General features: G+C 64.0%; 24 protein-coding genes and 1 tRNA gene. 13 read left to right on the top strand and 12 right to left on the bottom strand.

Annotation, left to right across the window (positions count from 1 at the left end; translation table 11 throughout):
- Genes GEV38_RS03000 through nrdR form a run of 3 tightly spaced genes read right to left on the bottom strand, consistent with a single transcriptional unit; the run spans position 1 to position 2,306 of the window.
- Positions 1-666, bottom strand: a complete 666-nt coding sequence (locus GEV38_RS03000) for a riboflavin synthase (protein WP_003255399.1) — start codon at positions 664-666, stop codon at positions 1-3.
- Positions 667-708: 42 nt separating this feature from the next.
- Entirely contained in the window at positions 709-1,839 is a 1,131-nt protein-coding gene (gene ribD, locus GEV38_RS02995; RefSeq protein ID WP_015268775.1) for a bifunctional diaminohydroxyphosphoribosylaminopyrimidine deaminase/5-amino-6-(5-phosphoribosylamino)uracil reductase RibD, read from the bottom strand.
- Positions 1,840-1,841: 2 nt separating this feature from the next.
- A complete protein-coding gene (nrdR, locus tag GEV38_RS02990) occupies positions 1,842-2,306 on the bottom strand; it encodes a transcriptional regulator NrdR (RefSeq protein WP_003255402.1) in 465 nt (154 codons plus the stop codon).
- Between the two features lie 106 nt (positions 2,307-2,412).
- On the opposite strand from nrdR, the gene GEV38_RS02985 reads away from it, so the two are divergent.
- The 3 genes from GEV38_RS02985 to trxA are packed head-to-tail and all read left to right on the top strand — an operon-like array spanning position 2,413 to position 4,441.
- Positions 2,413-2,865, top strand: coding sequence for a YbaY family lipoprotein (locus GEV38_RS02985; RefSeq protein ID WP_015268774.1), 453 nt, complete (start codon positions 2,413-2,415; stop codon positions 2,863-2,865).
- Positions 2,866-3,537, top strand: a complete 672-nt coding sequence (locus GEV38_RS02980; protein ID WP_003259339.1) for a methyltransferase — start codon at positions 2,866-2,868, stop codon at positions 3,535-3,537.
- Positions 3,538-3,568: 31 nt separating this feature from the next.
- Positions 3,569-4,441, top strand: coding sequence for a thioredoxin (trxA, locus tag GEV38_RS02975; RefSeq protein WP_013970670.1), 873 nt, complete (start codon positions 3,569-3,571; stop codon positions 4,439-4,441).
- A 131-nt stretch (positions 4,442-4,572) separates the two neighbouring features.
- On the opposite strand, the gene GEV38_RS02970 is transcribed toward trxA, so the two are convergent.
- Positions 4,573-4,917 carry a hypothetical protein gene (locus GEV38_RS02970; protein WP_043935270.1) on the bottom strand — a complete coding sequence of 115 codons (345 nt, stop codon included), beginning with the start codon at positions 4,915-4,917 and terminating at the stop codon, positions 4,573-4,575.
- Between the two features lie 131 nt (positions 4,918-5,048).
- Between GEV38_RS02970 and GEV38_RS02965 the strand changes: the two genes are divergently transcribed.
- The 5 genes from GEV38_RS02965 to GEV38_RS02940 all read left to right on the top strand — a co-directional run bounded on the left by GEV38_RS02965 (position 5,049) and on the right by GEV38_RS02940 (position 9,035).
- On the top strand, positions 5,049-5,627 hold the full coding sequence (locus GEV38_RS02965; protein ID WP_015268772.1) for a DUF2796 domain-containing protein: 579 nt from the start codon (positions 5,049-5,051) through the stop codon (positions 5,625-5,627).
- A complete protein-coding gene (locus GEV38_RS02960) occupies positions 5,628-6,338 on the top strand; it encodes an ABC transporter ATP-binding protein (RefSeq protein WP_015268771.1) in 711 nt (236 codons plus the stop codon).
- Entirely contained in the window at positions 6,338-7,603 is a 1,266-nt protein-coding gene (locus GEV38_RS02955) for an ABC transporter permease (RefSeq protein WP_015268770.1), read from the top strand. Before GEV38_RS02960 ends, GEV38_RS02955 begins: the two co-directional genes overlap by 1 nt.
- Positions 7,604-7,729: 126 nt before the next feature.
- Positions 7,730-8,242 (top strand): DUF3299 domain-containing protein, encoded by a 513-nt coding sequence (locus tag GEV38_RS02945; protein ID WP_025337514.1) that lies wholly within the window; start codon positions 7,730-7,732, stop codon positions 8,240-8,242.
- A gap of 109 nt (positions 8,243-8,351) precedes the next feature.
- Positions 8,352-9,035 (top strand): OmpW family protein, encoded by a 684-nt coding sequence (locus GEV38_RS02940; RefSeq protein WP_054572942.1) that lies wholly within the window; start codon positions 8,352-8,354, stop codon positions 9,033-9,035.
- On the opposite strand, the gene GEV38_RS02935 is transcribed toward GEV38_RS02940, so the two are convergent.
- Complete coding sequence (locus GEV38_RS02935; protein WP_054572943.1) at positions 9,023-10,228, bottom strand: MFS transporter; 1,206 nt, start codon at positions 10,226-10,228, stop codon at positions 9,023-9,025. The two genes, GEV38_RS02940 and GEV38_RS02935, sit on opposite strands and share 13 nt — an antisense overlap.
- A gap of 102 nt (positions 10,229-10,330) precedes the next feature.
- On the opposite strand from GEV38_RS02935, the gene GEV38_RS02930 reads away from it, so the two are divergent.
- Positions 10,331-10,774 carry a helix-turn-helix domain-containing protein gene (locus tag GEV38_RS02930; RefSeq protein ID WP_013970662.1) on the top strand — a complete coding sequence of 148 codons (444 nt, stop codon included), beginning with the start codon at positions 10,331-10,333 and terminating at the stop codon, positions 10,772-10,774.
- A gap of 130 nt (positions 10,775-10,904) precedes the next feature.
- On the opposite strand, the gene GEV38_RS02925 is transcribed toward GEV38_RS02930, so the two are convergent.
- Both GEV38_RS02925 and GEV38_RS02920 read right to left on the bottom strand, forming a co-directional pair.
- Positions 10,905-11,837, bottom strand: a complete 933-nt coding sequence (locus GEV38_RS02925; RefSeq protein WP_015268765.1) for an NAD-dependent epimerase/dehydratase family protein — start codon at positions 11,835-11,837, stop codon at positions 10,905-10,907.
- On the bottom strand, positions 11,830-12,714 hold the full coding sequence (locus GEV38_RS02920) for a sugar nucleotide-binding protein (protein ID WP_015268764.1): 885 nt from the start codon (positions 12,712-12,714) through the stop codon (positions 11,830-11,832). The genes GEV38_RS02925 and GEV38_RS02920 overlap by 8 nt, the downstream gene beginning before the upstream one ends.
- A gap of 264 nt (positions 12,715-12,978) precedes the next feature.
- On the opposite strand from GEV38_RS02920, the gene GEV38_RS02915 reads away from it, so the two are divergent.
- Positions 12,979-14,019, top strand: a complete 1,041-nt coding sequence (locus GEV38_RS02915; RefSeq protein WP_054572944.1) for a hypothetical protein — start codon at positions 12,979-12,981, stop codon at positions 14,017-14,019.
- A 17-nt stretch (positions 14,020-14,036) separates the two neighbouring features.
- Positions 14,037-14,831, top strand: a complete 795-nt coding sequence (locus tag GEV38_RS02910; RefSeq protein WP_013970658.1) for a TSUP family transporter — start codon at positions 14,037-14,039, stop codon at positions 14,829-14,831.
- 7 nt (positions 14,832-14,838) lie between these two features.
- Here the strand turns inward: GEV38_RS02910 and GEV38_RS02905 are convergent, their stop codons facing one another.
- On the bottom strand, positions 14,839-15,648 hold the full coding sequence (locus GEV38_RS02905; RefSeq protein WP_015268762.1) for a helix-turn-helix transcriptional regulator: 810 nt from the start codon (positions 15,646-15,648) through the stop codon (positions 14,839-14,841).
- A gap of 178 nt (positions 15,649-15,826) precedes the next feature.
- Here GEV38_RS02905 and GEV38_RS02900 point away from each other — a divergent pair, with 178 nt between their 5' ends.
- Both GEV38_RS02900 and GEV38_RS02895 read left to right on the top strand, forming a co-directional pair.
- Complete coding sequence (locus tag GEV38_RS02900) at positions 15,827-17,269, top strand: sodium:alanine symporter family protein (RefSeq protein ID WP_054572945.1); 1,443 nt, start codon at positions 15,827-15,829, stop codon at positions 17,267-17,269.
- Between the two features lie 71 nt (positions 17,270-17,340).
- Positions 17,341-18,330, top strand: a complete 990-nt coding sequence (locus GEV38_RS02895) for an asparaginase (RefSeq protein WP_015268761.1) — start codon at positions 17,341-17,343, stop codon at positions 18,328-18,330.
- 126 nt (positions 18,331-18,456) lie between these two features.
- Here the strand turns inward: GEV38_RS02895 and GEV38_RS02890 are convergent.
- The 4 genes from GEV38_RS02890 to fdhE all read right to left on the bottom strand — a co-directional run bounded on the left by GEV38_RS02890 (position 18,457) and on the right by fdhE (position 22,984).
- A tRNA-Sec gene (locus GEV38_RS02890) sits at positions 18,457-18,552 on the bottom strand.
- Between the two features lie 6 nt (positions 18,553-18,558).
- A complete protein-coding gene (gene selB, locus GEV38_RS02885; protein WP_015268760.1) occupies positions 18,559-20,481 on the bottom strand; it encodes a selenocysteine-specific translation elongation factor in 1,923 nt (640 codons plus the stop codon).
- Positions 20,478-21,905 (bottom strand): L-seryl-tRNA(Sec) selenium transferase, encoded by a 1,428-nt coding sequence (gene selA, locus GEV38_RS02880; RefSeq protein WP_015268759.1) that lies wholly within the window; start codon positions 21,903-21,905, stop codon positions 20,478-20,480. The genes selB and selA overlap by 4 nt, the downstream gene beginning before the upstream one ends.
- A 158-nt stretch (positions 21,906-22,063) precedes the next feature.
- Positions 22,064-22,984, bottom strand: coding sequence for a formate dehydrogenase accessory protein FdhE (fdhE, locus tag GEV38_RS02875; RefSeq protein ID WP_015268758.1), 921 nt, complete (start codon positions 22,982-22,984; stop codon positions 22,064-22,066).

Below are 22,984 nucleotides of genomic sequence, written 5' to 3'. Positions count from 1 at the left end.
TCAGGATTTCAAGAAGCCGTTGGCGGCCAGGAAGCTTTCGGTAATGCCACTGCCCTTGCTCGGTTCGGCAGCCTTGTCACCCAGCAGCAGACGCTCCAGGTAACGGGCCAGCAGGTCGACCTCAAGGTTTACCCGACGCCCTGCACGGTAGTCGGCCATGATGGTTTCGGACAGGGTGTGCGGGACAATGGTCAGCTCGAACTCGGCGCCATTGACCTCGTTGACCGTCAGGCTGGTGCCGTCGACGGTGATCGAACCCTTGTGGGCGATGTACTTGGCCAGTTCCTTCGGTGCACGCACGCGGAACTGGATGGCGCGGGCGTTATCGCTGCGCGAGATGATTTCGCCGACCCCGTCGACGTGGCCGCTGACCAGGTGCCCGCCCAGCCGGGTAGTGGGAGTCAGGGCTTTTTCCAGGTTGACCTTGCTGCCGCTCTTGAGGTCGATGAAGGCGGTGCGCTTGAGGGTTTCGACGCTGACGTCGGCCCAGAAGCCGTCGCCCGGCAGCTCGACGGCGGTCAGGCACACGCCGTTGACGGCGATGCTGTCGCCGAGCTTGACGTCACCCAGGTCGAGCTTGCCGGTTTCGACGTAGACGCGCACGTCGCCACCCTTGGGGGTCAGGCTGCGGATGGTGCCGATGGATTCGATGATGCCGGTGAACATGGGGTCTTCCTCAAAAACGTTTTGCGCAGGGCAAGCCAGGCATTATACGCGGGGTGCCGGCAGGGGGATGGCCGTGACCCGCCAGTCATCGCCCACTGCGCGCATTTCGGTAATTTTCAGCCGCGGCGCTTCGCTCATCTTGTCCAGTGGCCAGTCCAACAGCGGACGGGCCTGGGAACCGAGGAAAGTGCCGGCGACGAACAGCTGGTACTCGTCGATCAGGCCTAGCCGGGAGAAGGCGCCGACCAGGCCGGCACCGGCTTCCAGCAGGACTTCGTTGATGCCGCGGGCCGCCAGTGCCTGCAGCAACGCCGACAGGTCTACCTGGCCATTGTCACCCGGCAAGCTGAGCAGTTCGTGGCCGGCAGCGGCATAGCGCGGGTCATCTGCGACAGCGGTCACCACCAGCGCCGGGCCAGCCTGGAAAAACGGCGCATCCAGCGGCAGGCGCAGGTGGCCATCGATCAGCACGCGCAGCGGTGTGCGGCTGAGAGCCAGGGCAGTGGTTTCGGCATCCAGGCCCAGCTCGGCGCCGCGCACGGTCATCCGCGCGTTGTCGGCCAACACGCTGGTGGCGCTGGTCAGTACCACGCTGGAGCGGGCACGCAGGCGCTGCACCGCCGAGCGGGCGGCCGGGCCGGTGATCCACTGGCTTTCGCCACTGGCCATGGCGGTGCGGCCATCCAGGCTCATGGCCAGCTTGGCGCGAACGAACGGCAGACCGTGCTCCATACGTTTGAGGAAACCGGGGTTGAGTGCGCGGGCCTCGGCCTCGAGCACGCCGCTGGCCACTTCGATACCGGCCTCGGCCAGGCGCCGCAGGCCCTGCCCCGCCACTTGCGGGTTGGGGTCCTGCATGGCGGCTACCACCCGTGCCACGCCTGCCTTGACCAGCGCTTCAGCGCACGGTGGCGTGCGGCCATGGTGGCTGCACGGCTCAAGGGTGACATAGGCACAAGCGCCACGGGCACGCTCACCGGCCTGGCGCAGGGCATGCACTTCGGCATGCGGCTCGCCGGCGCGCACATGCCAGCCTTCGCCGACCACCTCGCCATCGCGCACGATCACGCAGCCTACGCGCGGGTTCGGGTGGGTGGTGTACAGGCCCTTGCGCGCCAGCTCCAGCGCGCGGGCCATGTAGTGGGCGTCGAGGATGGCAGCTTGGCTGGGCATGGTCACTCTTTAGCCGGCTCGCGAGCCAGGCGGTCGATTTCTTCGCGGAACTCGTCGAGGTCCTGGAAGCGGCGGTAAACCGAGGCAAAACGGATATAGGCCACTTCGTCGAGCTTGCGCAGCTCGGCCATGACCATCTCACCCACTACCAGCGATTTGACTTCACGCTCGCCGGTGGCACGCAGGCGGCTCTTGATATGCGCCAGCGCAGCTTCCAGGCGCTCGACGCTGACCGGGCGTTTTTCCAGTGCCCGCTGCATGCCGGCGCGCAGCTTTTCTTCGTCGAAGGGTTGGCGCGTGCCGTCCTGCTTGATCAGCCGGGGCAGCACCAGCTCGGCGGTTTCGAAGGTGGTGAAGCGCTCGCCGCAGGCGACGCATTCACGGCGGCGGCGCACCTGCTCGCCCTCAGCGACGAGACGAGAGTCGATTACCTTGGTGTCGTTGGCACCGCAAAAGGGACAGTGCATGGTGGCAGGCAACAAAAAAAGGGAGGGCCATGGTAGCGCATCCCACTGGCAAGACAAGCCAAAGGGGTTAACATCCATGGGAAATCTACCCGTGAAGGACTACCCCATGCACTACCGAGCGCTCGTCGTGCTGTGCTGCGCCGCCCTGCTCGCTGCCTGCGGCAGCGACAGGCCGAAGCCCGACACCCCTCCGGCACCCACGCCAGCCCGCACGGCCAAGCCGGCCACAGTACTGGGCCCGCTGCCGGCCTACCAGCGCGAGCTGAGCGGCACCTTGCTGGAAATCCCCGCCGGTGCCGACGTGGAGCTGGCCTTGCTGGTCATCGACGAACGCGACCGCCCACAACGCTTGCTGGCCAGCAGCAACCTGACCGGCACCGGCCAGGCCCTGCCCTACCAACTGCGCTTCAACCCCGAGGCCTTCCCCGCTGGTGCCCGGGTCGAGCTGCGCGGCCGCGCCAGCAGCTCTGGCCAGCTGATCATGCACCTGCCGCCGGTGCGCATTACCCAGGCCCAGACCCAGGCCACCGGTCCGCTGCGTTTCGAGAAGGCGCCGTAAGTGGCGCCAGTCTCCCTACAACAGCCCCTGCAACAAGCCCTCAGCGGCCTGATCGGCGAAGCGCGTCTTGTCGTCAGCGAGCTACCCGGCTGCGACCTCAAGCTGTGGCTGATCGACGACCAGAACATGGACCGCGCCTTCAGTAGCGAGGAGACTCGGCGCATTCTTGAAGATCCGCCCTACTGGAGCTTCTGTTGGGCCAGTGGCCTGGCCATGGCCCGTTATCTGGCCGAGCACCCGGAATGGGTAGCCGGCAAGCGCGTGCTGGATTTTGGCGCCGGCTCCGGTATCGCCGGTATTGCCGCCGCCCGCGCCGGTGCGCTGGAAGTGGTGGCCTGCGACCTCGACCCGTTGGCACTCGATGCCTGCCGCGCGAATGCCGCGCTGAACGGGGTGGAACTGGGTTACAGCAGCGATTTCTTCGCCGAAGACGATCGCTTCGACCTGATCCTGGTTGCTGACGTGCTGTACGACCGCGCCAACCTGCCGCTGCTGGATGCCTTCCTCGGCCGCGGGCGCCAGGCGCTGGTGGCCGACTCGCGGGTACGCGACTTCAGCCACCCGCTGTACCAGCAGCTGGGTGTGCTGGAAGCGCTGACCCTGCCGGACCTGGCCGAGCCGCACGAATTCCGCCGGGTCAGCCTGTACCACGCCAGCCGCGACACCTTATAGTGGTGTTATCCACGAGTTTGCGAGAGTCGCGATGACCCAAGACACGCCTTACATTTTCGACGCTACCGATGCCACCTTCCAGCAACTGGTTATCGAGAACTCCTTCCACAAACCGGTGCTGGTGGATTTCTGGGCCGAGTGGTGTGCGCCGTGCAAGGCACTGATGCCGCTGCTGGCGAAGATCACCGAGGGTTACCAGGGCGAGTTGCTGCTGGCCAAGATCAACTGTGACGTGGAGCAACAGGTAGTTGCCCAGTTCGGCATCCGCAGCCTGCCGACCGTGGTGCTGTTCAAGGACGGCCAGCCGGTGGACGGTTTTGCCGGTGCGCAGCCGGAATCGGCGATCCGCGCCATGCTCGAGCCGCACGTGCAACTGCCTGCCGCGCCCACCGCCTCGCCGCTGGAGCAGGCCAAGGGACTGTTTGCCGAAAGCCGTTTTGCCGAGGCCGAAGCGCTGTTGCAGGCGCTGCTGGGTGAGGACAACAGCAATGCCGAGGCACTGATCCTGTATGCCCGTTGCCTGGCCGAGCGCGGGGAGCTGGGTGAGGCCCAGGTGGTGCTGGATGCGGTCAAGACTGACGAGCACAAAGCTGCACTGGCCGGTGCCAAGGCACAACTGACCTTCCTGCGCCAGGCCGCCAGTCTGCCGGAAGTGGCTGACCTGAAAAGCCGCTTGGCGCAGAACCCGCAGGATGATGAAGCGGCTTATCAGCTGAGCGTGCAGCAGTTGGCGCGCCAGCAGTATGAAGCGGCGCTGGAAGGGTTGTTGAAGCTGTTCCAGCGTAACCGTGGTTATGAGAACGGGCTGCCGCAGAAGGCGTTGCTGCAGGTGTTCGAGCTGCTGGGCGGTGATCACCCGCTGGTCGGCGTGTATCGTCGCAAGTTGTCGGCGGCGATGTTCTGACAATGCCGGGGCCGCTTTGCGGCCCATTCGCAGCACAAGGCTGCTCCTACACCACGTGTTGCGCAGTCCCTGTAGGAGCAGCCTTGTGCTGCGAATGGGCTGCAAAGCAGCCCCCAAAATCCTGAAAGCCTTCACCCAACCCAGTGATACACCGGCGCGTCCACGCCACTTTCCACCTTGACTTCACTGCTATGCCGCAAGCGCACCAGCAGCCGCTTACCCGCCGCCGTACTTCCCGCCAGCCCTTCGAGCCGATCCAGCAATTCCGGCCCGCTCATCTGCCCCGCCAGGCGCAACACCTCACGCGCCGCAGTCCATTGCCCGTCATCCTGACGCGTTGTCGCCACGGTTTCGGTTGCTGCGGTCTGCGCCACTGCGGGCAATTCGATCTGCCGCCCCAGTTGTGCCCACTCTTCAGGCGCCAGCTCGATGGTCAGGTCCACAGGCCAATCACCAATCTGTCCACGAATTCTCATGCTGCATTCCCTGAACCCAAGTCTAATGCCGCCATCCTACCCCAACATGAAACCTGCGCCACGCAGGCTGGCAGCACGGGGAAAAGCTGTTATAACATAACCCAATCTTCTTGCCCGCTCCGGAGTCATCCATGCGTCGCCTGTTGCTTGCCCTGCCCTTCGCCTTGCTGCCACTGGCCGTGGCCCATGCCCACGATGATGACCACAATCACGACCACGCCCACGGCACCCTCGGCGCCCACGAGCATGGCGTGGCCAAGCTCAATGCCGTGCTCGATGGCAACACTCTGGAGCTGGAGTTGGACAGCCCGGCAATGAATCTGGTCGGCTTCGAACACGCTGCCAACAGCGACGCCGACAAGGCCAAGGTCGCGGCGGTGCGCCAGCAGCTGGAGCAGCCACTGAAGCTGTTCGGCCTGCCCGCCGCTGCCGGTTGCAAGGAAGACCAGCAGGAACTGGAAAGCCCGCTGTTCGGTGATGCCCCGAAAGCCGACGACGATGGTGACGACCACGAGCACAGCCACCAGCACAGCGACATCGGCGCCCATTACCAGCTGACCTGCGCCAACCCCGACAAACTGGCGCAGGTGGACCTCGCTCCGCTGTTCAAGGCGTTCCCGGCTACCCAGAAAATCACCGTTCAACTGATCGGCCCCAATGGCCAGAAAGGCGCGGAAGCCACGCCAGCCAAGGCTGCGGTCGTGTTCTGAATGCGCCAGCCGTTGATCGAACTGCATGACCTGGTCTTCGCCTGGCCCGGACAGCCGGCGCTGCTGGATATTCCGGCATTCCGCCTGGAAGCTGGCGAAGCCCTGTTTCTCAAGGGCCCCAGCGGCAGTGGCAAGACCACATTGCTGGGCCTGCTGGGCGGGGTGAACGTACCGGGCCAGGGCCGCATCCAGTTGCTCGGCCAAGACCTCTGCCGTCTGGGCCAGGGCGCCCGTGACCGCTTCCGGGTCGACCACACCGGTTATATCTTCCAGCAGTTCAACCTGCTGCCGTTCTTCTCGGTGCGCGAAAACGTCGAGCTGCCCTGCCGCTTCTCGCGCAGCCGCAAGGCCCGCGCCGAGCAGCGCCATGGCAGTGTCGACCAGGCAGCCAGCACCTTGCTGGCCCACCTGGGCCTGGACGACCCCGCCCTGCTCGCCCGCCGCGCCGACAGCCTGTCGATCGGCCAGCAGCAACGGGTTGCTGCCGCCCGCGCACTGATCGGCCAACCCGAACTGGTGATCGCCGACGAACCGACCTCGGCGCTGGATGCCGACACCCGCGAAGCGTTCATCCGCCTGCTGTTCGATGAATGCCGCGCCGCCGGTGCCAGCCTGCTGTTCGTCAGCCACGACCAAAGCCTGGCGCCGCTGTTCGACCGCCACCTGTCGCTGGCCGAACTCAACCGCGCCGCCAAGCCCCGGGAGGCCTGATGTACCTGCTCCGCCTTGCCTTGGCCAGCCTGGCCAACCGCCGCTTCACCGCATTCCTCACCGCCTTCGCCATCGCCCTGTCGGTGTGCCTGCTGCTGGCCGTTGAGCGGGTCCGTACCGAGGCCCGGGCCAGCTTCGCCAGCACCATAAGCGGTACCGACCTGATCGTCGGCGCCCGCTCCGGCTCGGTGAACCTGCTGTTGTACTCGGTGTTCCGCATCGGCAACGCCACCAACAATATCCGTTGGGACAGCTATGAGCACTACGCCAAGGACCCGCGGGTGAAATGGGCCATCCCCATCTCGCTGGGCGACTCGCACCGTGGTTATCGGGTGATGGGCACTACCGGCGACTACTTCAGCCATTACCAGTACGGCCGCCGCCAGCACCTGGAATTGAGCCAGGGCCGCGCGTTTGCCGATGATCCGTTCGAGGTGGTGCTGGGTGCCGAAGTGGCCGAGGCGTTGCACTACAAACTGGGCGACAAGCTGGTGCTTGCCCACGGCGTGGCCGCGATCAGCCTGGTCAAGCACGACGACAAGCCGTTCACCGTGGTCGGAGTGCTCAAGCGCACCGGCACACCGGTCGACCGCACGCTGCATATCAGCCTGGGCGGCATGGAAGCCATCCACATCGACTGGCACAACGGGGTGCCGGCCCGTGGCGCCGGGCGTATCAGCGCCGAGCAGGCACGGACCATGGACCTGCAGCCTGCCGCCATCACTGCGTTCATGCTCGGCCTGAACAGCAAGATCGCGACATTCAGCCTGCAGCGGGAGATCAATGAATACCGCAGCGAGCCGTTGCTGGCGATCCTGCCCGGGGTAGCCCTGCAGGAGCTGTGGAGCCTGATGGGCACCGCGGAGCAGGCGTTGTTCGTGGTGTCGCTGTTCGTGGTGCTGACCGGCCTGATCGGCATGCTTACGGCGATTCTCACCAGCCTCAATGAACGCCGCAGGGAGATGGCGATATTGCGCTCGGTTGGTGCCAGACCGTGGCATATCGCAGGGCTGCTGGTGCTGGAGGCACTGTCGCTGGCGGCGGTCGGGATCGCTGCAGGGCTTGGCTTGCTGTATGCGGGAATCGCCCTGGCACAAGGGTATGTGCAGGCCAACTATGGTTTGTACTTGCCGCTGGCCATGCCGAGTGCTCATGAATGGACGTTGCTGGCTATCATCCTGGGAGCTGCGCTGTTGATGGGCAGCGTACCGGCGTGGCGGGCCTATCGGCAGTCGCTGGCCGACGGCTTGTCCATTCACCTCTGAGGGCGTGCAATGATCCAATACCTCACTGCCTTCTTCGCGGGCACGCCCGCTCCCACAAGCCTTTCACAAGGTTCGAAGGCTGTGGTGAACCCTGTGGGAGCGGGCATGCCCGCGAAGAGGCCAGCACTGCATACACTGCTGATCCTGCTGCTGACAGTAGCGATGCCTCTGTGGGCCTCGGAACCCCGCGAACTTGACTGGCCCGCCCTCATCCCCGAAGGCGCCCCGGTCATCCCGCCCCAACTCGCGCCGTTGCACGACATGTCGCAGCTCAGCAACGCCCTGTCCGCCGAGTCCGCCCCACCGGCGCGCCAGCAGGCCCCCGATGCTCCAGTGGTAAAAAGCCTCGACGGCCAGCAGATCAAACTGCCCGGCTACATCGTGCCGCTGGAGGTGAGCGAAGAAGGCCGCACCACCGAATTCCTGCTGGTCCCCTACTACGGCGCGTGCATCCACGTACCACCGCCACCGTCGAACCAGATCGTGCACATCTTCAGTGAAATGGGCGTTCGTGTAGAAGACCTCTACCAGCCCTACTGGATCGAGGGAAAGCTGCAGGTTAGAGCCTCCAGCAGCGAACTGGCCGATGCCGGCTACCAGATGGAAGCCGAGAAAATATACGCTTATGAGCTGAGATGAGAACTGTTTCGAATTCGTGACGACGCATCTTTGAGCTGGGTCAAACTTTCTGTTTAACGGCATCCGTACCATTGGACTACTCGATTACTCACGTCCTCTGGGAGCTTCCATGAACAAGTCCTTGCTCAGCGCCGCCCTCGCGGCCCTGGCGCTCGCTGCCCCTGTCGCCCACGCCCACCAGGCGGGTGATGTCATCGTCCGTGCCGGTGCCATCACCGTTGCCCCCAACGAAAGCAGCGGCGACCTGAAATTCGACGGCAGCAAGGTATCGGGCACCAAGGCGACCTTGGACAGCGACACCCAACTGGGCCTGACCTTCGCCTACATGCTCACCGACCATGTCGGCCTCGAGCTGCTGGCGGCCACCCCGTTCAAGCACACCGTCGGCGTCAAAGGTCTGGGCGGCGGCCTGGACGGCAAGCTGGCCGATATCAAGCAACTGCCACCGACCCTGTCGTTGCAGTACTACCCGATGGAGCCAACTTCCAAGTTCCAGCCGTATGCCGGCGTCGGCATCAACTACACGCTGTTCTTTGATGAAGACCTCAGCAGCACCCGCAAGCAGCAGGGCTTCAGCAACCTGGAGCTGCAGGACTCGGTCGGCTTCGCCGGTCAGCTGGGCATGGACTACATGATCACCGACAACCTGCTGGTCAACGCTTCGGTCTGGTACATCGACATCGACACCAAGGCCAGCGTCGACGGCCCGTCCGCACTGGGCTACAGCAAGACCAAAGTCGACGTCGATGTCGACCCATGGGTGTACATGGTCGGCCTTGGCTACAAGTTCTGACCTGAACACTGCAGGGCGGCTTCGGCCGCCCTCGCGCGTTGCAGCCATAACCAGTACCCCAGCGCGACCGCGCTGATGCCCATCCCGAGCCCACACACCGCTGCCCAACCCCAATGGGCATACACCCAGCTCGCCAGCACTGCCCCCACTCCACTGCCAAGTGAATAGCAGCACATGTAGGCGCCGATCAAACGGCTGGCCATTGCGCCACGCCCGGCCAGCAGCAGGCTCTGGTTGGTGACATGCACCGCCTGCACGGCAAAGTCCAGCATCAGCACACCCAACCCGAAGGCCATCAGTGAATGCCCGACGAAGGCCGTGGGCAGCCATGACAGCACCAGAAGAATCAGCGCTACCCCAGTGGTGCGCTCCCCCAGCCCCTGATCGGCCAGGCGACCGGCGCGCGCTGCCGCCAATGTGCCGGCAACACCCGCCAGGCCGAATAGACCGATCGCGGTATGGCTCAGCTCCAGTGGCTCGGCACTCAGGGGCATGACCATGGCACTCCAGAGCACGCTGAACGCAGCGAAGATCAACACGCCGAACAACCCGCGCTGACGCAGCAGCCGGTCGTGCCGGTACAGCCTGAACTGGGCAACGATCAGCGCCCGGTAGCCAGACCGCAGCGACACCGGTTGCCCCACGGGCAGGCTGCGCCACAGCACCAGGGCCAGCAGTATCAACAACCCTGCGGTAATCAGGTACACGCTGCGCCAGCCAGCCAGGTCGGCAAGCCCGCCCGAGACCAGCCGCGCCAGCAAAATGCCCAGCACTATGCCGCTGGTGACGGTGCCCACGGCCTGCCCTTGCTGGCCGGGGTCGGCAAGGCTCGCTGCATGCGCCACCATCACCTGCACCATGACCGCCATCAGCCCGGTGATAGCCAGGGCCAGCAGCAATAGCGCCCAGTTGGGCGCCATGCCTACCCCAACCAGCGCCAGGGCCGAGAACAGCAACTGCCCGAGTAGCAGGCGCTTGCGGTCGATCAGGTCACCCAACGGCACGATCAGCAACAACCCCAGGGCGTAGCCCGCCTGGGTCGCGCCAACTACCCAACCGATCTGCTGCTGCGCCACGCCAAGGTCAGCGGCCATCGACTCGAGCAGAGGCTGGGCGAAATACACTGTCGCCACAGCCATGGCGCTGGTAATGGCCAGCAGCAGGGTTATCCAGCGTGTCAGTGCAGGGTTCATCGGGCTGGTCTCGTCAATCTGGTTTCGAATTGAAACCACATACTGGCTATTTAGCAAATGTGGTTTTAATCTGCAACCAGATGATCACGAAAGGCCCCGTCCATGCTCGATGAAAACAATGCGCAATGCCCCGTAGCCCGGGCGCTGGAGGTACTGGGAGACCGCTGGGCGCTGATGATCCTGCGCGACGCATTCGATGGGCTGCGGCGCTTCAGTGAATTCCAGAAGAACCTGGGGCTGGCGAAGAACATCCTCGCCTCACGGCTGAAGTGGCTGGTGGAGAGTGGGCTGCTGACGCTGCAACCGGCGTCGGATGGCAGTGCCTACAAGGAGTATGTGCTGACCGAGAAAGGGCGATCGGTGTTCCCGGTGGTGGTTGGCTTGAGGCAGTGGGGGGAGCGGTTTCTGTTCGAGGCGGGCGAGGTGCGTTCGGAGTTGGTGGATAGTGATACGGGGCAGGCGCTGGAAACACTGCAGGTGCGGGCCCGGGATGGGCGGGTGCTGGCGGCAGGGGATTGCCTGCGAAAAGTGGTGCGGCATGAGTGATTCTGGGGCTGCTGCGCAGCCCATCGCGACACAAGGCCGCTCCTACAGCTACCGCGCAACCTCGGCCTGGCGCGATCGCTGTAGGAGCGGCCTTGTGTCGCGATAGGGGCGCAAAGCGCCCCCAAGAATTTCAGCCCTTACCCAGAAGCCGCGACAAGCCCTCGACCATCGGCGTCGCCTGCGGAAACTCGAACCGCGCCAACAAGCGCTGGTTATCCGCCCGCGAATGGCGAATGTCACCCGAACGTGCCGCCACATAGCTGACCGCCGGCAAGCTACCCACCACCTTCTCAAGCGCTGCCAGCAGCTGGTTAAGCGATGTGGCCTGGTTGAGGCCGATATTCACCGCGCCCTCCTCGACCTGCGGCTGCTCCAGCGCCTGCACCATCACCTGCACCAGGTCGCCCACGTAAAGGAAGTCCCGGGTCTGCTCACCATCACCGAATACGGTAATCGGCAAACCCTGCACAGCACGTTGGGAGAAGATGCTGATCACCCCGGAATACGGCGAGGACGGGTCCTGGCGCGGCCCGAAGATATTGAAGAAGCGGAACACCACCGGCTCCAGGCCATGCTGACGACGGTAGAAGTCCAGGTACTGCTCACTGGCCAGCTTGTCCACGGCATAGGGGGTCAGCGGCGCCTTGGGAGTGTCTTCGGCAATCGACTCGCCTTCACCATTGTTGCCATACACCGCCGCACTGGAGGCGAACAGCACCCGGCGCAGCCCATGCACGCGCATGGCTTCGCACACGTTGAGGGTACCGATGAAATTGCTCTGGTGGGTCCGCACCGGGTCCTCGACCGAGGCCTGCACCGAGGCCACCGCTGCCAGGTGCACCACGGCACTGCAGCCAGCCGTAACCTGCGTAACCAGCTCGGCATCGGCGACATCGCCTTCAACCAGTTCCAGCCGAGGGTGGCCAACCTGCAGGTTGCCCCGCTGGCCAGTGGAGAAATCGTCGAGAATGCGTACGGCGTAGCCTTTCTCCAACAACGCATCGCACAGGTGGGAGCCAATAAAGCCGGCACCGCCGGTGATCAGGATGGGGGCGTCAGCCATGGCGGTAGAACCGGTCCAGTAGAGGCGGCAAGCCGGCGCGCCAGGCGCGCGGCTTGATGCCGAAGGTATGAAGGATTTTCTTGCAGGCCAGTACCGCGTGCTGCGGCTCTTCGCTGGCATCCGGCCGTGCGGCATGTGCCTGCGGCGTCGGCGCCTGCACGGCCAGCTGCCGGTACTGGCCTGCCTCGGCGAGGATCGCCTGGCCCAGCGCCAGCGGCGTGGTCGCCTCGTTGCCGGCGTAATGGTAGGTGCCCCACAGCGGCGCACTGCAATCGAGTTGTTTGAGCACCGACAGGATCACCCGGGCGGCGTCGTCGACCGGCGTAGGGTTGCCACGCCGGTCATCGGCCAGCAGCAGCTCCTGGGGTTGCTCGGCGCGGGTAAGGAAGCGGCCCAACGCCCCGTCGATGCTTTCGTCGAGCAGCCAACCAAAGCGCAACAGCACGTGTTGCGGGCAAGCCGCGCGAACGCTCTGCTCGAAACGCCACAGGGCCTGGCCACGCAGGCCCAGCGGTACCGGCTCGTCCTTTTCGCTGTAGGCCGTGGCCCGAGAACCATCGAACACCCGGTAGCTGGATGGCTGAACCAGGGTGATCTGGTGGTGCTGGCACAGCTCTGCCAACCGCTCCACAGCCCGCTCCTGCTGGGCCAGGCGCTGCTCACTGACCGACTCGGCCTGGAACCAGTCGAAGTAATAGGCCAGGTTGACCAGTGCATCGGGACGATGATCGTCGAGCAGCTGGGTGAGGCTGGCCGGCGTCCAGCCGTTCTCGGGCGGGCGCGGAGCCAGGAATGCGATGTCCTCCTCGGCCCCAAGACGAATCAGCGCTTGCCCGAGGGCATTGCCACCACCCAACAGCATTAGGCGCATACGCATAGAGTCAGCAGATCCGGAGAGGTTGATTGAAGGAAAGGGGTCATTTTGCGGTTTCCGGGCGGGGAAGTCCAACACCGGACCCGTTCGATGCCACAGGCGGTAGTGATTTCAAAGTTTCACCGTTCAATACCGCAACACGCAGAAATCTCCTACGACATACCAGGAACGAGCTGACTTCCGCGCAACAGCACAACCGCATTGAATAGTTGACTCCCCCACTTGCCAGCCGGGGAGCTTCACAAAAACAAGTACAGGGAACGTTCAATGCCTCATTCAGAAGCTGCATACCTGGATTTCAGCCCGGAGCAAAGCAAAACCATAGCCTTTGCAAGCCAGACCATTGCTGACCTGGGTGGCCCAGAGGCCAAAGGAGTAGCACTTCAGGCTCGTATATTCGCCGATCAACTCGAGCAAGCCTTGAGTGTGGAACAGCGTGGGCTGCTACAACGCTTCAGTGAAGGCCATCTATCTGCCTTGATGTACAGGCATATGCCTTGTGCCGACGAGCCAATACCAGAATATCTGCCCCACATTTCCACCCTGGCGCAAAACCCACGCTGCCAATACCTTGCCTCACGCAATCAACTGCTGCTGGAGCTCGTGCGCCACCGCAGTTTCGCCTTCGATATAGATAACGAGGGTAAGCAGGTTCGCCTGGTGGGCAACTTCAAGGGCGGTGGCCGCATTCCGCGACTCGACGAAGATCCCTGCCTGAAAGTTGAAACCAGCTCGCATGCGGGCTTGCGCTTGGGGCCGCACACTGAAGCGCCTTACAACTGCTCGACAATTTCCAGCAACGCTCACTCCCCTGCTCCCTCTGCACTGATTCTGACTGCGCGCTGGAACCCCGCCAATGAACCTACGCATGTCTTCCCGCTCCGGGGAATCATTGAACGCTTGGGTAGCATGGGCACACTTGCACTGACTTCAGCGTCTTTCGACTTCACCCGCAGTGACTGCTTCGGTCACGGGCAAGGCAATGCAGGCAAAGCAGTTTCAATACTGCAATTCGAGCCAAATGGTGGTTTCTCTGTTCGTTACAATAGCTATCGCTTCAGTCTGAATGAACGCGCCTGCAGCGCTGCTGCGCGCGCTTTCGACTCCTTTCAAAAAATACTGGATACCACACAACCGTTGGCGTTTGTCCTGCAGCCTGACACCGCACTGCTGATCAACAACAGCCGAGCCTTGCACGGCCGCGACATGGTTCAGGACAACCGGCGCCTGCTTATCCGTCAATTCGGATATTCCCCCTTCGCCGAACCGCTGGTGCTCGCTGAAGACCCGCTGCTGGTGCGTGGCTGATCATAGGAAAACACGCAATGATCGAATTAGATTTAACGCTTGTTCTGACCCTCGCACTGGTGGCACTGATGGCCGGCTTTTTCGATGCTATCGCCGGTGGCGGGGGCCTGATCACGCTCCCGGTGTTGTTCATTGCCGGTATCGAACCCTTGGCGGCAATTGCCACCAACAAGTTCCAGGCGGCTTCGGCTACGGTTTCGGCTACGTGCGCCTTCGCCCGCAAAGGCATGATCGACTGGAGACAAGGCAGTCCAATGGCTGTCATGTCGTTTATCGGAGGGGCGTTGGGTGCCTTGTCGATAACTTACGTGCCCAAAAGCGTTCTGCAGGCGTGCGTTCCACCTCTGCTGATCCTGATAGCCGCCTACTTTGCCTTCAGTCCAAAGCCGAATGAACAAGCGCGCAAGGCAAAGATATCGACCAGCCTGTTCTGCATCACGGTTGCACCGATCATTGGCTTTTATGACGGGATCTTCGGCCCTGGCGTCGGCTCGTTCTTCATGCTGGCCTGCGTGATCCTCTTGGGCCAGCACTTGATACAAGCCGTGTGCACAAGCAAGCTTTTGAACGCAGCCTGTAACCTGGGCGCGTTGTCAGTCTTTTCACTGAGCGGGGCGATCATCTGGCCGCTGGCACTGGCAATGGCATTCGCTGCTTTTGTGGGGGCTCAACTGGGCGCACGCTGCGCAGTACACTTTGGCCCCCGTCTGATCAAGCCATTGCTGGTCTGTGTTTGCTGCATCATGGCAATCAAGTTGCTGCTCGACCCAGGCAACCCTGTTGGCGAGTGGTTACATCAACTTGTTCTCTGAAAAAACATTACTCGATTTCGAACAGACTGTTACGCAACGGCCCCACGCTGAGGCGCTCACGCACATCGTCATCTATGCGTGGATCATCCGGCTGGTACAGTTTTACCTGCCGGTAGACATTGATGCGATTGATCTCCTCTCCCAGGTAGTCCCACACAACCCGAGTGCAGGCCGGGTTTCGCCGGTCTCCGCTGGATACGCCGGCCTTCAGGCCGTTGAGGCGGGTAATGCGGCTTTTGAAACTGGGGATGAGGATAGTCTGGCTCATCTCGTTGAACGTCAGCGACTCGTAATCGACCAGGAACATCCGGTCCTGCAGCTGGAACGCCGCTCCCAGATAGCGGCAACGCACCTCGGCATGGGGGTTGGTGGCGCTGGAACGCTCCTGGCGTTCCTGGCGTTCGAAAAGGAACTGCCCGCGCTCCTCCCACAGGTGCACCAATGACACCAGGACCGTGCCCGGAACCGACATGCAGTTGGAATATTCCAGGTAGTAACCGCAATAGCGCGACAGGTTCCCCGCATGGGCGTGCAACGGACGGAACAGATCACTGATCGGGTCGCCAGGCTGCTCGGCCGGGGTCGACACGCGAGCACCGATCAGGCGGCTGAACTGCTCGGGTGGCAAATTCAATTCGTAATCTTCGACCCCGAAGAAATCGCCGATGCGCTTGAGGTTGTAGGCCGTCGGGCGGCTTTGCCCACTCAGGTACTTGTTGAACTGCGCGCGGTTGATCGACAGCTGGCGGCAAACTTCGGAGATAGAGCGGTAGTGGCTGCAGGCCAGTTTGAGGTTGGTAGCGAAATGATCGCTCATGACTCGGGACTCAGGTGACGCGAATGGCGCAATTGTAGCATCAAGTTGCACCAAATCAGAGCAACCCGCGAAATTGTAACCGCTCTTGTCATAGCCAACCATGCGCCCCACGAATAGCGGTGCGCCTGCCGTCCGCTGATCTTTCCACACGAACAATAAGAATCGAGGTCATTTTCCAATGCTCGAAGTACTCAACGATTTCCTCTCGGGGAAACTTCTCATTGTGCTGATCGTAGGGCTGGGTAGCTACTTCACTATCCGCTCCCGGTTCGTCCAGTTCCGCCACTTCGGCCACATGTTCGGTGTGTTCAAGGAATCGCTGCGTGGCCAGGCAGGCCAGCTGAGCTCCTTCCAGGCCCTGATGCTGAGCCTGGCTGGCCGCGTTGGTGCCGGTAACATCGCCGGTGTCGGCATTGCCGTGACCCTGGGTGGCCCGGGCGCCGTGTTCTGGATGTGGGTCACCGCACTGGTGGGTATGTCCAGCAGCTTCTTCGAATGCACCCTGGCCCAGGTCTACAAGCGCGCCGATGGCGACGGCCTGTACCGTGGTGGCCCGGCGTACTACATCCAGCACGGCCTGAAGCTGAAAAGCATGGCCATCGTGTTCTCGGTCCTGCTGCTGGTCACCTACGGCTTCGCCTTCATCGGCCTGCAGTCGTACACCGTGACTCACTCGCTGCAGAACGCCTTCGCCTTCGACCCCAAGCACACCGGCATCGTCCTCGCCGTGCTGCTGGCCATCACCTTCATCGGCGGTATCAAGCGCATCGCCGCGGTGTCGGACCTGCTGGTACCGGTCAAGACCCTGGCGTACATCGGCGTGACCCTGTACGTGATCGGCACCCAGATCGATCACGTGCCAGCCATGCTGGAAACCATCTTCAAGAGTGCCTTCGGCCTCGACCCGGCGTTCGGCGGCCTGCTCGGCAGCGCCATCGTCATGGGCGTGAAGCGTGGTGTGTTCGCCAACGAAGCGGGCCTGGGCAGTGCGCCAAACGTCGCAGCCGTGGCCGCCGTGAAACACCCGGGTGCGCAGGGCGTTGTCCAGGCATTCAGCGTGTTCCTCGACACCTTCGTGATCTGCACCTGCACCGCGCTGCTGATCCTGTTGTCGGGCTTCTACACCCCGGGCTTCGAAGGTGACGGCATCGTCCTGACCCAGAACTCGCTGGCCGCCGTGGTTGGTGACTGGGGCCGCGTGTTCGTCAGCGTGGCACTGTCGCTGTTCGTGTTCACCTGCATCCTCTACAACTACTACCTGGGCGAGAACAGCCTGCAATTCCTCAGCCGCAATCGTGTGGTACTGATGGTATTCCGTGGCCTGGTACTGGCGCTGGTTGTATGGGGCTCGTTGCAGGACCTGTCGACTGTGTTCGCCTTTGCCGATATCACCATGACCTGCCTGGCCTTCGTCAACCTGGTGGCCCTGGCCCTGCTGTTCAAGGTCGGCCTGCGGGTGATGCGCGACTACGACGACCAGCGCAAGGCGGGCGTCGACCAACCGGTGTTCGACTCGGCCAAGTTTGCCGACCTGGACCTGGATCGCAATGCCTGGCCTGCCAATCCGCAGGCGGAAACAGCCACTGACAAAGCAGTCGGCGAAGTCCAGACGCAGCGCTGATATTCTCCCCTGCCAGCCGCCCCGTCCGTGGGCGGCTTACCTTCTTCCGCTCACCGCTACGGATACTTCCCATGCGAGCAGTAAAGAATCTCCTCGTGCTCTATACCGGGGGCACCATCGGCATGCTCGAAACCCCCGAAGGCCTGGCGCCGGCCGGTGGCTTCGAAGCACGCATGCGCGAACACTTTGCCCAGTTGGCCGATGCACCCCAGGTGCAATGGACCTTGCAGGAACTGAACCCGCTGCTCGACAGCGCCAACATGCAACAGCACAACTGGCTGGCGATGCGCGATGCAATCGTCGCAGCGGTAGAGGTGGCTGGCCATGATGGCGTGCTCGTACTGCATGGTACCGACAGCCTGGCCTACAGCGCCGCGGCGTTGTCGTTCCTGCTGCTGGGCCTGCCGGTGCCAGTGCTGCTGACCGGCTCGATGCTGCCTGCAGGTAGCGCGGACAGCGACGCCTGGGGCAACTTGTGCGGCGCACTGCGCCAGTTCGAACAAGGGCTGGAAGATGGCGTGCAACTGTACTTCCATGGGCAGCTGCTGCATGGCTGCCGGGCGTCGAAGCTGCGCAGCGAGGCGTTCGATGCCTTTGCCGCGCTGCCGCGCCATCGTGACAGTGAGCGCGCAACGGCGATCCCTGCCGAGCTTGGCTACAAGCACCCGCGCCAGCCGGTCAACCTGGCGATAGTGCCGGTGTTCCCGGGCCTGCAGGCCGGGCACTTGCAGGCACTGCTGGGCAGCGGCGTGCAGGGTTTGCTGCTGGAGTGCTACGGCAGCGGTACCGGGCCGTCGGATGACCAGGCGTTGCTGGATGCGCTGAGCGCGGCACGCCAGCGGGGTGTGATGCTGGCAGCTATCAGCCAGTGCCCTGAGGGGTCGGTGGTGTTCGATACCTATGCGGCGGGTAACCGCTTGCGCGGGGCCGGGCTGGTCAGTGGCGGGGGCATGACCCGGGAGGCGGCGCTGGCCAAGATGGTTGCGTTGCTGGGGGCCGGGCTGGATGTCGACACGGCGGAGCGGTGGTTTGCCCTGGATCTGTGTGGGGAACGGGCCTGAGTGTTGCCTGGTCTGGCCCTATCGCCGGCAAGCCAGCTCCCACAGGGATAACACAAGGCCTGAGGCCTGTGGAGTACCTGTGGGAGCTGGCTTGCCGGCGATAGGGCCCTGACAGGCAAAGGAAAATGGCGGAAGGCAGCGGGAGTCGAACCTGCCCGGGAACGGCTGCCGTCCCCAACCGGGTTTGAAGCCCGGCCGCGCCACCGGGCGCGATTGCCTTCCTTGAACTCAGTGCCTGGCCTGCTGCTGGGCCAGGGCGCTGTCGGCGCGAATGTGACGCTGATCGGCCACCCTCCGGGTCAGGCCGATGCGGTCGAAGTACTCCAGAATCTGCACACTGCGCTTGCGACCGATGCCCAACATATCGCGAAACGCGGCAACCTGCACTATCGGCGTTTCACTGGCCTGCCCCAGCAGCAGCTCTGCCATGCGCTGTAGCGTCGCCTCGGGGTAGAACAGGTCGCGCACCACCTGGTGCACCAGGCCCAACCGGGCCAGCTTGCGCAGCAACAGGCGCACATCGGCTTCGGCACAATTTTCCTCGCTCGCCAGCGTCCGGACCCAGGGCGGATCGTATTGCCCCGCCAGCAACTTCGGTTGCAGACTCGCCCATAATGCACTGTCGGCTTCGCTCAACTGCACCTTGTGATCGGGCAGGTGCAGCCAAGGCCCGCTGCTGGCAATGGCGCCGTCTTCGAGCAACTCATCCAGCAGGCTGACAAAAGCGGGCCGCTCCAGCGGCAAGGCAGCAAAGCGGCGCAGGCGGTCGCGGTCCGGGCCGAGCTGGTCGGGCTCCTGTTCATGGAACCGCACCAACTGCTCCAGCACCTGGCGCTTGAGCGCCTGCCACCGGACACTGGCAAACAGCAGTTGGCCCTGCCGCGTGGCCACCACCAGCACATCTTCCGGCAACTGCCAGGTTTCGCGCAGGCGATTGAACTGCCGTTCCAGACGTTGCGGGTCGATCCCCCCGGGTGCGCTGGCAAGCAGTGCCGGCAAGGCCTGCTCCAGGTCCTCGGCATCACGCAGCACCTGCAATTGGCGCAGGCGCTCATCACTGCGACGCTGACGGCTTGGCGCGAACGGATCGAGTACCTTGCCGCCCCCCAGTGTGCGCTGGGCACGCTGATCGCGCAGCACCAAGCGGTCGCCGTGTACCGCCTGCAGCGGCGCGTTGAGCAGCAACTGGGCGAACATGCGCTGGCCTGCCACCAAGGTTTCACCCTCGAGCAAGGCTACCCGGGCCGTTACATCCTGGGTGCCCAGGTGCACGTGCACAGCGCTGAAATGCTCGAAGGTACGGGTCTCGCCCGGCAACAGGTTCAGCTCGATATCCACCCGCACGCTAGGCGCATGCAGCCACTCGGGCACCAGCCAGTCCCCCCGGCGCACCTGCTCCACCGCCAGGCGTTCGGCAGCAATGTTCAGTGCCACCCGCTGGCCCGCTTCGGCCACCAGTGCGGCCTGGTTCTGCGCATGCAGGCCACGCACCCGCACCGGTTTGCCGGCCTTGCCCAGTAACAAGGTGTCACCGGCACTGACCCGCCCGGCCAGCGCCGTGCCCGTGACCACCACACCCGCACCGGTAACGGCAAAGGCGCGGTCGACGGCCAGGCGGAAACCGCCGCGCACGCTGCGCTGGCACACGCGCTGTTGCGCGGCCAGCAAGGCCTGGCGCAAGGCATCGATACCTTCGCCGGTCACACTTGACAACGGAAACTGCCGCGCACCGGCATATGGGCCCGGCGCGAGAAGTTCGCTGACCTGTGCCTGCACTTCGGCCAGGCGGGCCGGCTCTACACGGTCGCATTTGCTGATCGCCACCAGGGCTTGTGGGATGCCCAGCAACTCGATGATCGCCAGGTGCTCGCGGGTTTGAGGCATCACCCCGTCGTCGGCCGCGACTACCAGCAGCACCAGATCGATACCATGGGCGCCGGCCAGCATGTTGTGGATAAAGCGCTCGTGACCGGGCACGTCGATGAAGCCGGTCAGCACTGCGCCCTCGGTCAACGCCGCATAGCGATAGCCAAGGTCGATGGTCATGCCACGGGCGCGCTCCTCCTGGCGCTGGTCACCGGCCTGGCCGGTCAGGGCCTGGAGCAGTGCGGTCTTGCCGTGGTCGATGTGGCCGGCGGTACCAACGATCACTGTACCGGCCCCAATTGCAGGGTGGGCAACTGAGCCAGCCACTGGGCCTCGTCATCCAGTTGGCGCAGGTCCAGCCACAGGGCGTCATCGTCGATTCGGCCGAGCACTGGCACGGGCAGACCGCGCAAGGCGCGCTCCAGTACATGCAGGCTGCGCCCGCGCAACTTCTTCGACACCTGCGGGCGCAGGCACAATGCCGCGCTTGGCAGGCGGGCCACCGGTTGGCTGCCACTGCCAATCATGCCCAACGCCGGCTCCACACTGACCGCCCATTGCTCGCCGAGCCGGGCTTTGATTTCAGGGGCCAGGCGCTCGGCCTGGGCCTGGATTTCGGCCTGACTGCGGGTCAGCAGGCGCAGGCTGGGCAGGCGCTCGGCCAGGCGGTCGGGGTTGCGGTACAACGCCAGCACCGCTTCGAGTGCGGCAAGGGTGATCTTGTCGACCCGCAGCGCGCGCTTGAGCGGGTTCTTCTTGATTCTGGCGATCAGCTCCTTGCGCCCGACGATGATTCCGGCTTGCGGCCCGCCCAGCAGTTTGTCGCCGCTGAAGGTGACGATATCGGCGCCGTCAGCCAGGGCCTGACGCACAGTAGGCTCGGCGGGCAGGCCCCAGCGGGTAAGGTCAAGCAGGCTGCCGCTGCCAAGGTCTTCAAGCAACGGCAAGTCATGTTGGTGGGCGATACGCGCCAGCTCGGCGGTGGGCACCTGGGTAGTGAAGCCCTGAATGCTGTAGTTGCTGCAATGCACCCGCATCAGCAGGCCCGTACGCGGGCTGATGGCGGCCTCGTAGTCACGGGCATGGGTGCGGTTGGTGGTGCCGACTTCGTGCAGCTTCACGCCGGCGCGGGCCATGATGTCGGGGATGCGGAAGGCACCGCCGATCTCGATCAGTTCACCGCGTGAGATGATCCCCTCCTTGCGCGCACCCAGGCTGTTGAGCGCCAGCAGCACGGCGGCGGCGTTGTTGTTGACCACGGTGACGGCTTCGGCGCCTGTCAGCTCGCGGATCAGGCCCTCGATCAGATCGTCACGGTCGCCGCGCTTGCCGGTGGCCAGGTCGAATTCCAGGTTGAGCGGGTAGCGGGCGGCGGTCTGCATGGCCTCGATGGCCTCCTCTGGCAACAGGGCGCGGCCGAGGTTGGTGTGCAACACGGTGCCGGTGAGGTTGAACACTCGGCGGACCTGGCTGCGTTGCTGGGTGGCCAAGCGTTCGCCAGTGCGGCCCAGCAGGACTTCAGCGGCCAGTTCGGCGGTGCTGAGCTGGCCGGTGCGGGCGGGGTCGCGCAGGTCGTCGAGCAGTTGCCGCAGGGTGGCGAGGACCGCGTCGCGACCGTGGCGGTCGATCAGCGGGAGGCAGGCTGGGTGGCGCAAAAGGGTGTCGATGGAGGGCAGGCGTGGGGTGTCGCTGGCTAGGCTGGAGGGCATGCGGTACTACCTTGGACTGATCCGTTGTCTGTACTGGCCTCTCGCGGGTAAACCCGCTCCTACAAGGGCCGCGCAAGCCTCAAAAGCTGCGCGGGCCCTGTGGGAGCGGGTTTACCCGCGAAGAAGGCGACTCGGTCTTACAGTGTAGACACTCTCCATTACCCGGGTGCGAGCATCAGGTTCGGTGCCAACCGATGGAAGCCCTCCTCGTCCAGGCGAATGTCCAGTGCCAGGCTGGCCAGGTCATCGGCCAGCGGCTCGGCCGCCGCGTCGTTTTCCAGGTAGTTCTGCTTCAGGTAGCTCTCGCACTCCGGGCAGCACTCCGCCCGTAGCGGCGCCTTGCCCGGCGCATGGCGGTCATCGTCAAGGCTGGTATAGCGCAGGTCCTTGCTCGACTCGCAGTACACGCATTTGACCCGCACCACGTGCCATTCGCAGGCACACAGCGAACAAGCCAGGTAGCGCAGGCCATTGTGCTTGCCGCGGTTGCGCACCACCCCGGCCATCGCCGGCGAACCGCAGGCCGGGCACTGGGCCAGGCTGTCGGCGGGCTTGAGCTCTGGCGCGGGCAGCGCCAGCAACCAGCTGGACCAGGCCGCCTGCAAGGCCGCCCCAATGAACGGCACCAGTGCTGCGGGCACTGCGTCGTACTGGCCGGCGAGCAAGGCGATGCCCCAACCCTTGCGTTGATGGTCGTCACTGCTGCGCAGGGTTTGCAGCGCCTCCCCCAACGGACCGCTGGTGTCCGCGTCGAGATGCTCGAGCAAGGCCAGCAACCAGACCAGCCATGGCCCTTCACGCACCAGGCTGTCCGCCGCCAGTGGCGGCAAACCATGACTTATGCACAGGCGCTGACGCTCCTCTGCCACCGGCATGCCAGCGGGCGGGTTATCCACAAGCTGCTGCTGGATACGGCACAAACGAGCCACCAGCTTCAGGTATTCGCCAAGGGCATTGCCCTCAGCCAGCTGCTCCAGACGCGCGGCGCGCAGTTCGAACAGGTTGGCGGGGGGCAGGTGCAGAAACGGCGGCATCACTGCCGACGCTTCGATCTGCCCGGGTTCGAGTATCGTGCTCAA

Origin of the sequence: Pseudomonas sp. 13159349 (assembly GCF_013305685.1) — a bacterium.
GTDB lineage: Bacteria > Pseudomonadota > Gammaproteobacteria > Pseudomonadales > Pseudomonadaceae > Aquipseudomonas > Aquipseudomonas asiatica.
The sequence above is the reverse complement of the archived record's forward strand: the minus strand, read 5'-3'. Positions and strand labels throughout refer to the sequence as shown.

Bases quoted from the DNA above. Each gene is read 5' to 3' on its own strand.
- GEV38_RS02960 (WP_015268771.1), top strand. From the start codon at position 5,628: ATGCGCCAGCCGTTGATCGAACTGCATGACCTGGTCTTCGCCTGGCCC.
- GEV38_RS02910 (WP_013970658.1), top strand. From the start codon at position 14,037: ATGATCGAATTAGATTTAACGCTTGTTCTGACCCTCGCACTGGTGGCA.
- GEV38_RS02935 (WP_054572943.1), bottom strand. From the start codon at position 10,228: ATGAACCCTGCACTGACACGCTGGATAACCCTGCTGCTGGCCATTACC.
- GEV38_RS02965 (WP_015268772.1), top strand. From the start codon at position 5,049: ATGCGTCGCCTGTTGCTTGCCCTGCCCTTCGCCTTGCTGCCACTGGCC.
- ribD (WP_015268775.1), bottom strand. From the start codon at position 1,839: ATGCCCAGCCAAGCTGCCATCCTCGACGCCCACTACATGGCCCGCGCG.
- GEV38_RS02955 (WP_015268770.1), top strand. From the start codon at position 6,338: ATGTACCTGCTCCGCCTTGCCTTGGCCAGCCTGGCCAACCGCCGCTTC.
- GEV38_RS02895 (WP_015268761.1), top strand. From the start codon at position 17,341: ATGCGAGCAGTAAAGAATCTCCTCGTGCTCTATACCGGGGGCACCATC.
- nrdR (WP_003255402.1), bottom strand. From the start codon at position 2,306: ATGCACTGTCCCTTTTGCGGTGCCAACGACACCAAGGTAATCGACTCT.
- selA (WP_015268759.1), bottom strand. From the start codon at position 21,905: ATGCCCTCCAGCCTAGCCAGCGACACCCCACGCCTGCCCTCCATCGAC.
- GEV38_RS03000 (WP_003255399.1), bottom strand. From the start codon at position 666: ATGTTCACCGGCATCATCGAATCCATCGGCACCATCCGCAGCCTGACC.
- GEV38_RS02970 (WP_043935270.1), bottom strand. From the start codon at position 4,917: ATGAGAATTCGTGGACAGATTGGTGATTGGCCTGTGGACCTGACCATC.
- GEV38_RS02985 (WP_015268774.1), top strand. From the start codon at position 2,413: ATGCACTACCGAGCGCTCGTCGTGCTGTGCTGCGCCGCCCTGCTCGCT.
- GEV38_RS02905 (WP_015268762.1), bottom strand. From the start codon at position 15,648: ATGAGCGATCATTTCGCTACCAACCTCAAACTGGCCTGCAGCCACTAC.
- GEV38_RS02900 (WP_054572945.1), top strand. From the start codon at position 15,827: ATGCTCGAAGTACTCAACGATTTCCTCTCGGGGAAACTTCTCATTGTG.
- GEV38_RS02940 (WP_054572942.1), top strand. From the start codon at position 8,352: ATGAACAAGTCCTTGCTCAGCGCCGCCCTCGCGGCCCTGGCGCTCGCT.
- GEV38_RS02925 (WP_015268765.1), bottom strand. From the start codon at position 11,837: ATGGCTGACGCCCCCATCCTGATCACCGGCGGTGCCGGCTTTATTGGC.
- trxA (WP_013970670.1), top strand. From the start codon at position 3,569: ATGACCCAAGACACGCCTTACATTTTCGACGCTACCGATGCCACCTTC.
- GEV38_RS02915 (WP_054572944.1), top strand. From the start codon at position 12,979: ATGCCTCATTCAGAAGCTGCATACCTGGATTTCAGCCCGGAGCAAAGC.
- GEV38_RS02920 (WP_015268764.1), bottom strand. From the start codon at position 12,714: ATGCGTATGCGCCTAATGCTGTTGGGTGGTGGCAATGCCCTCGGGCAA.
- GEV38_RS02930 (WP_013970662.1), top strand. From the start codon at position 10,331: ATGCTCGATGAAAACAATGCGCAATGCCCCGTAGCCCGGGCGCTGGAG.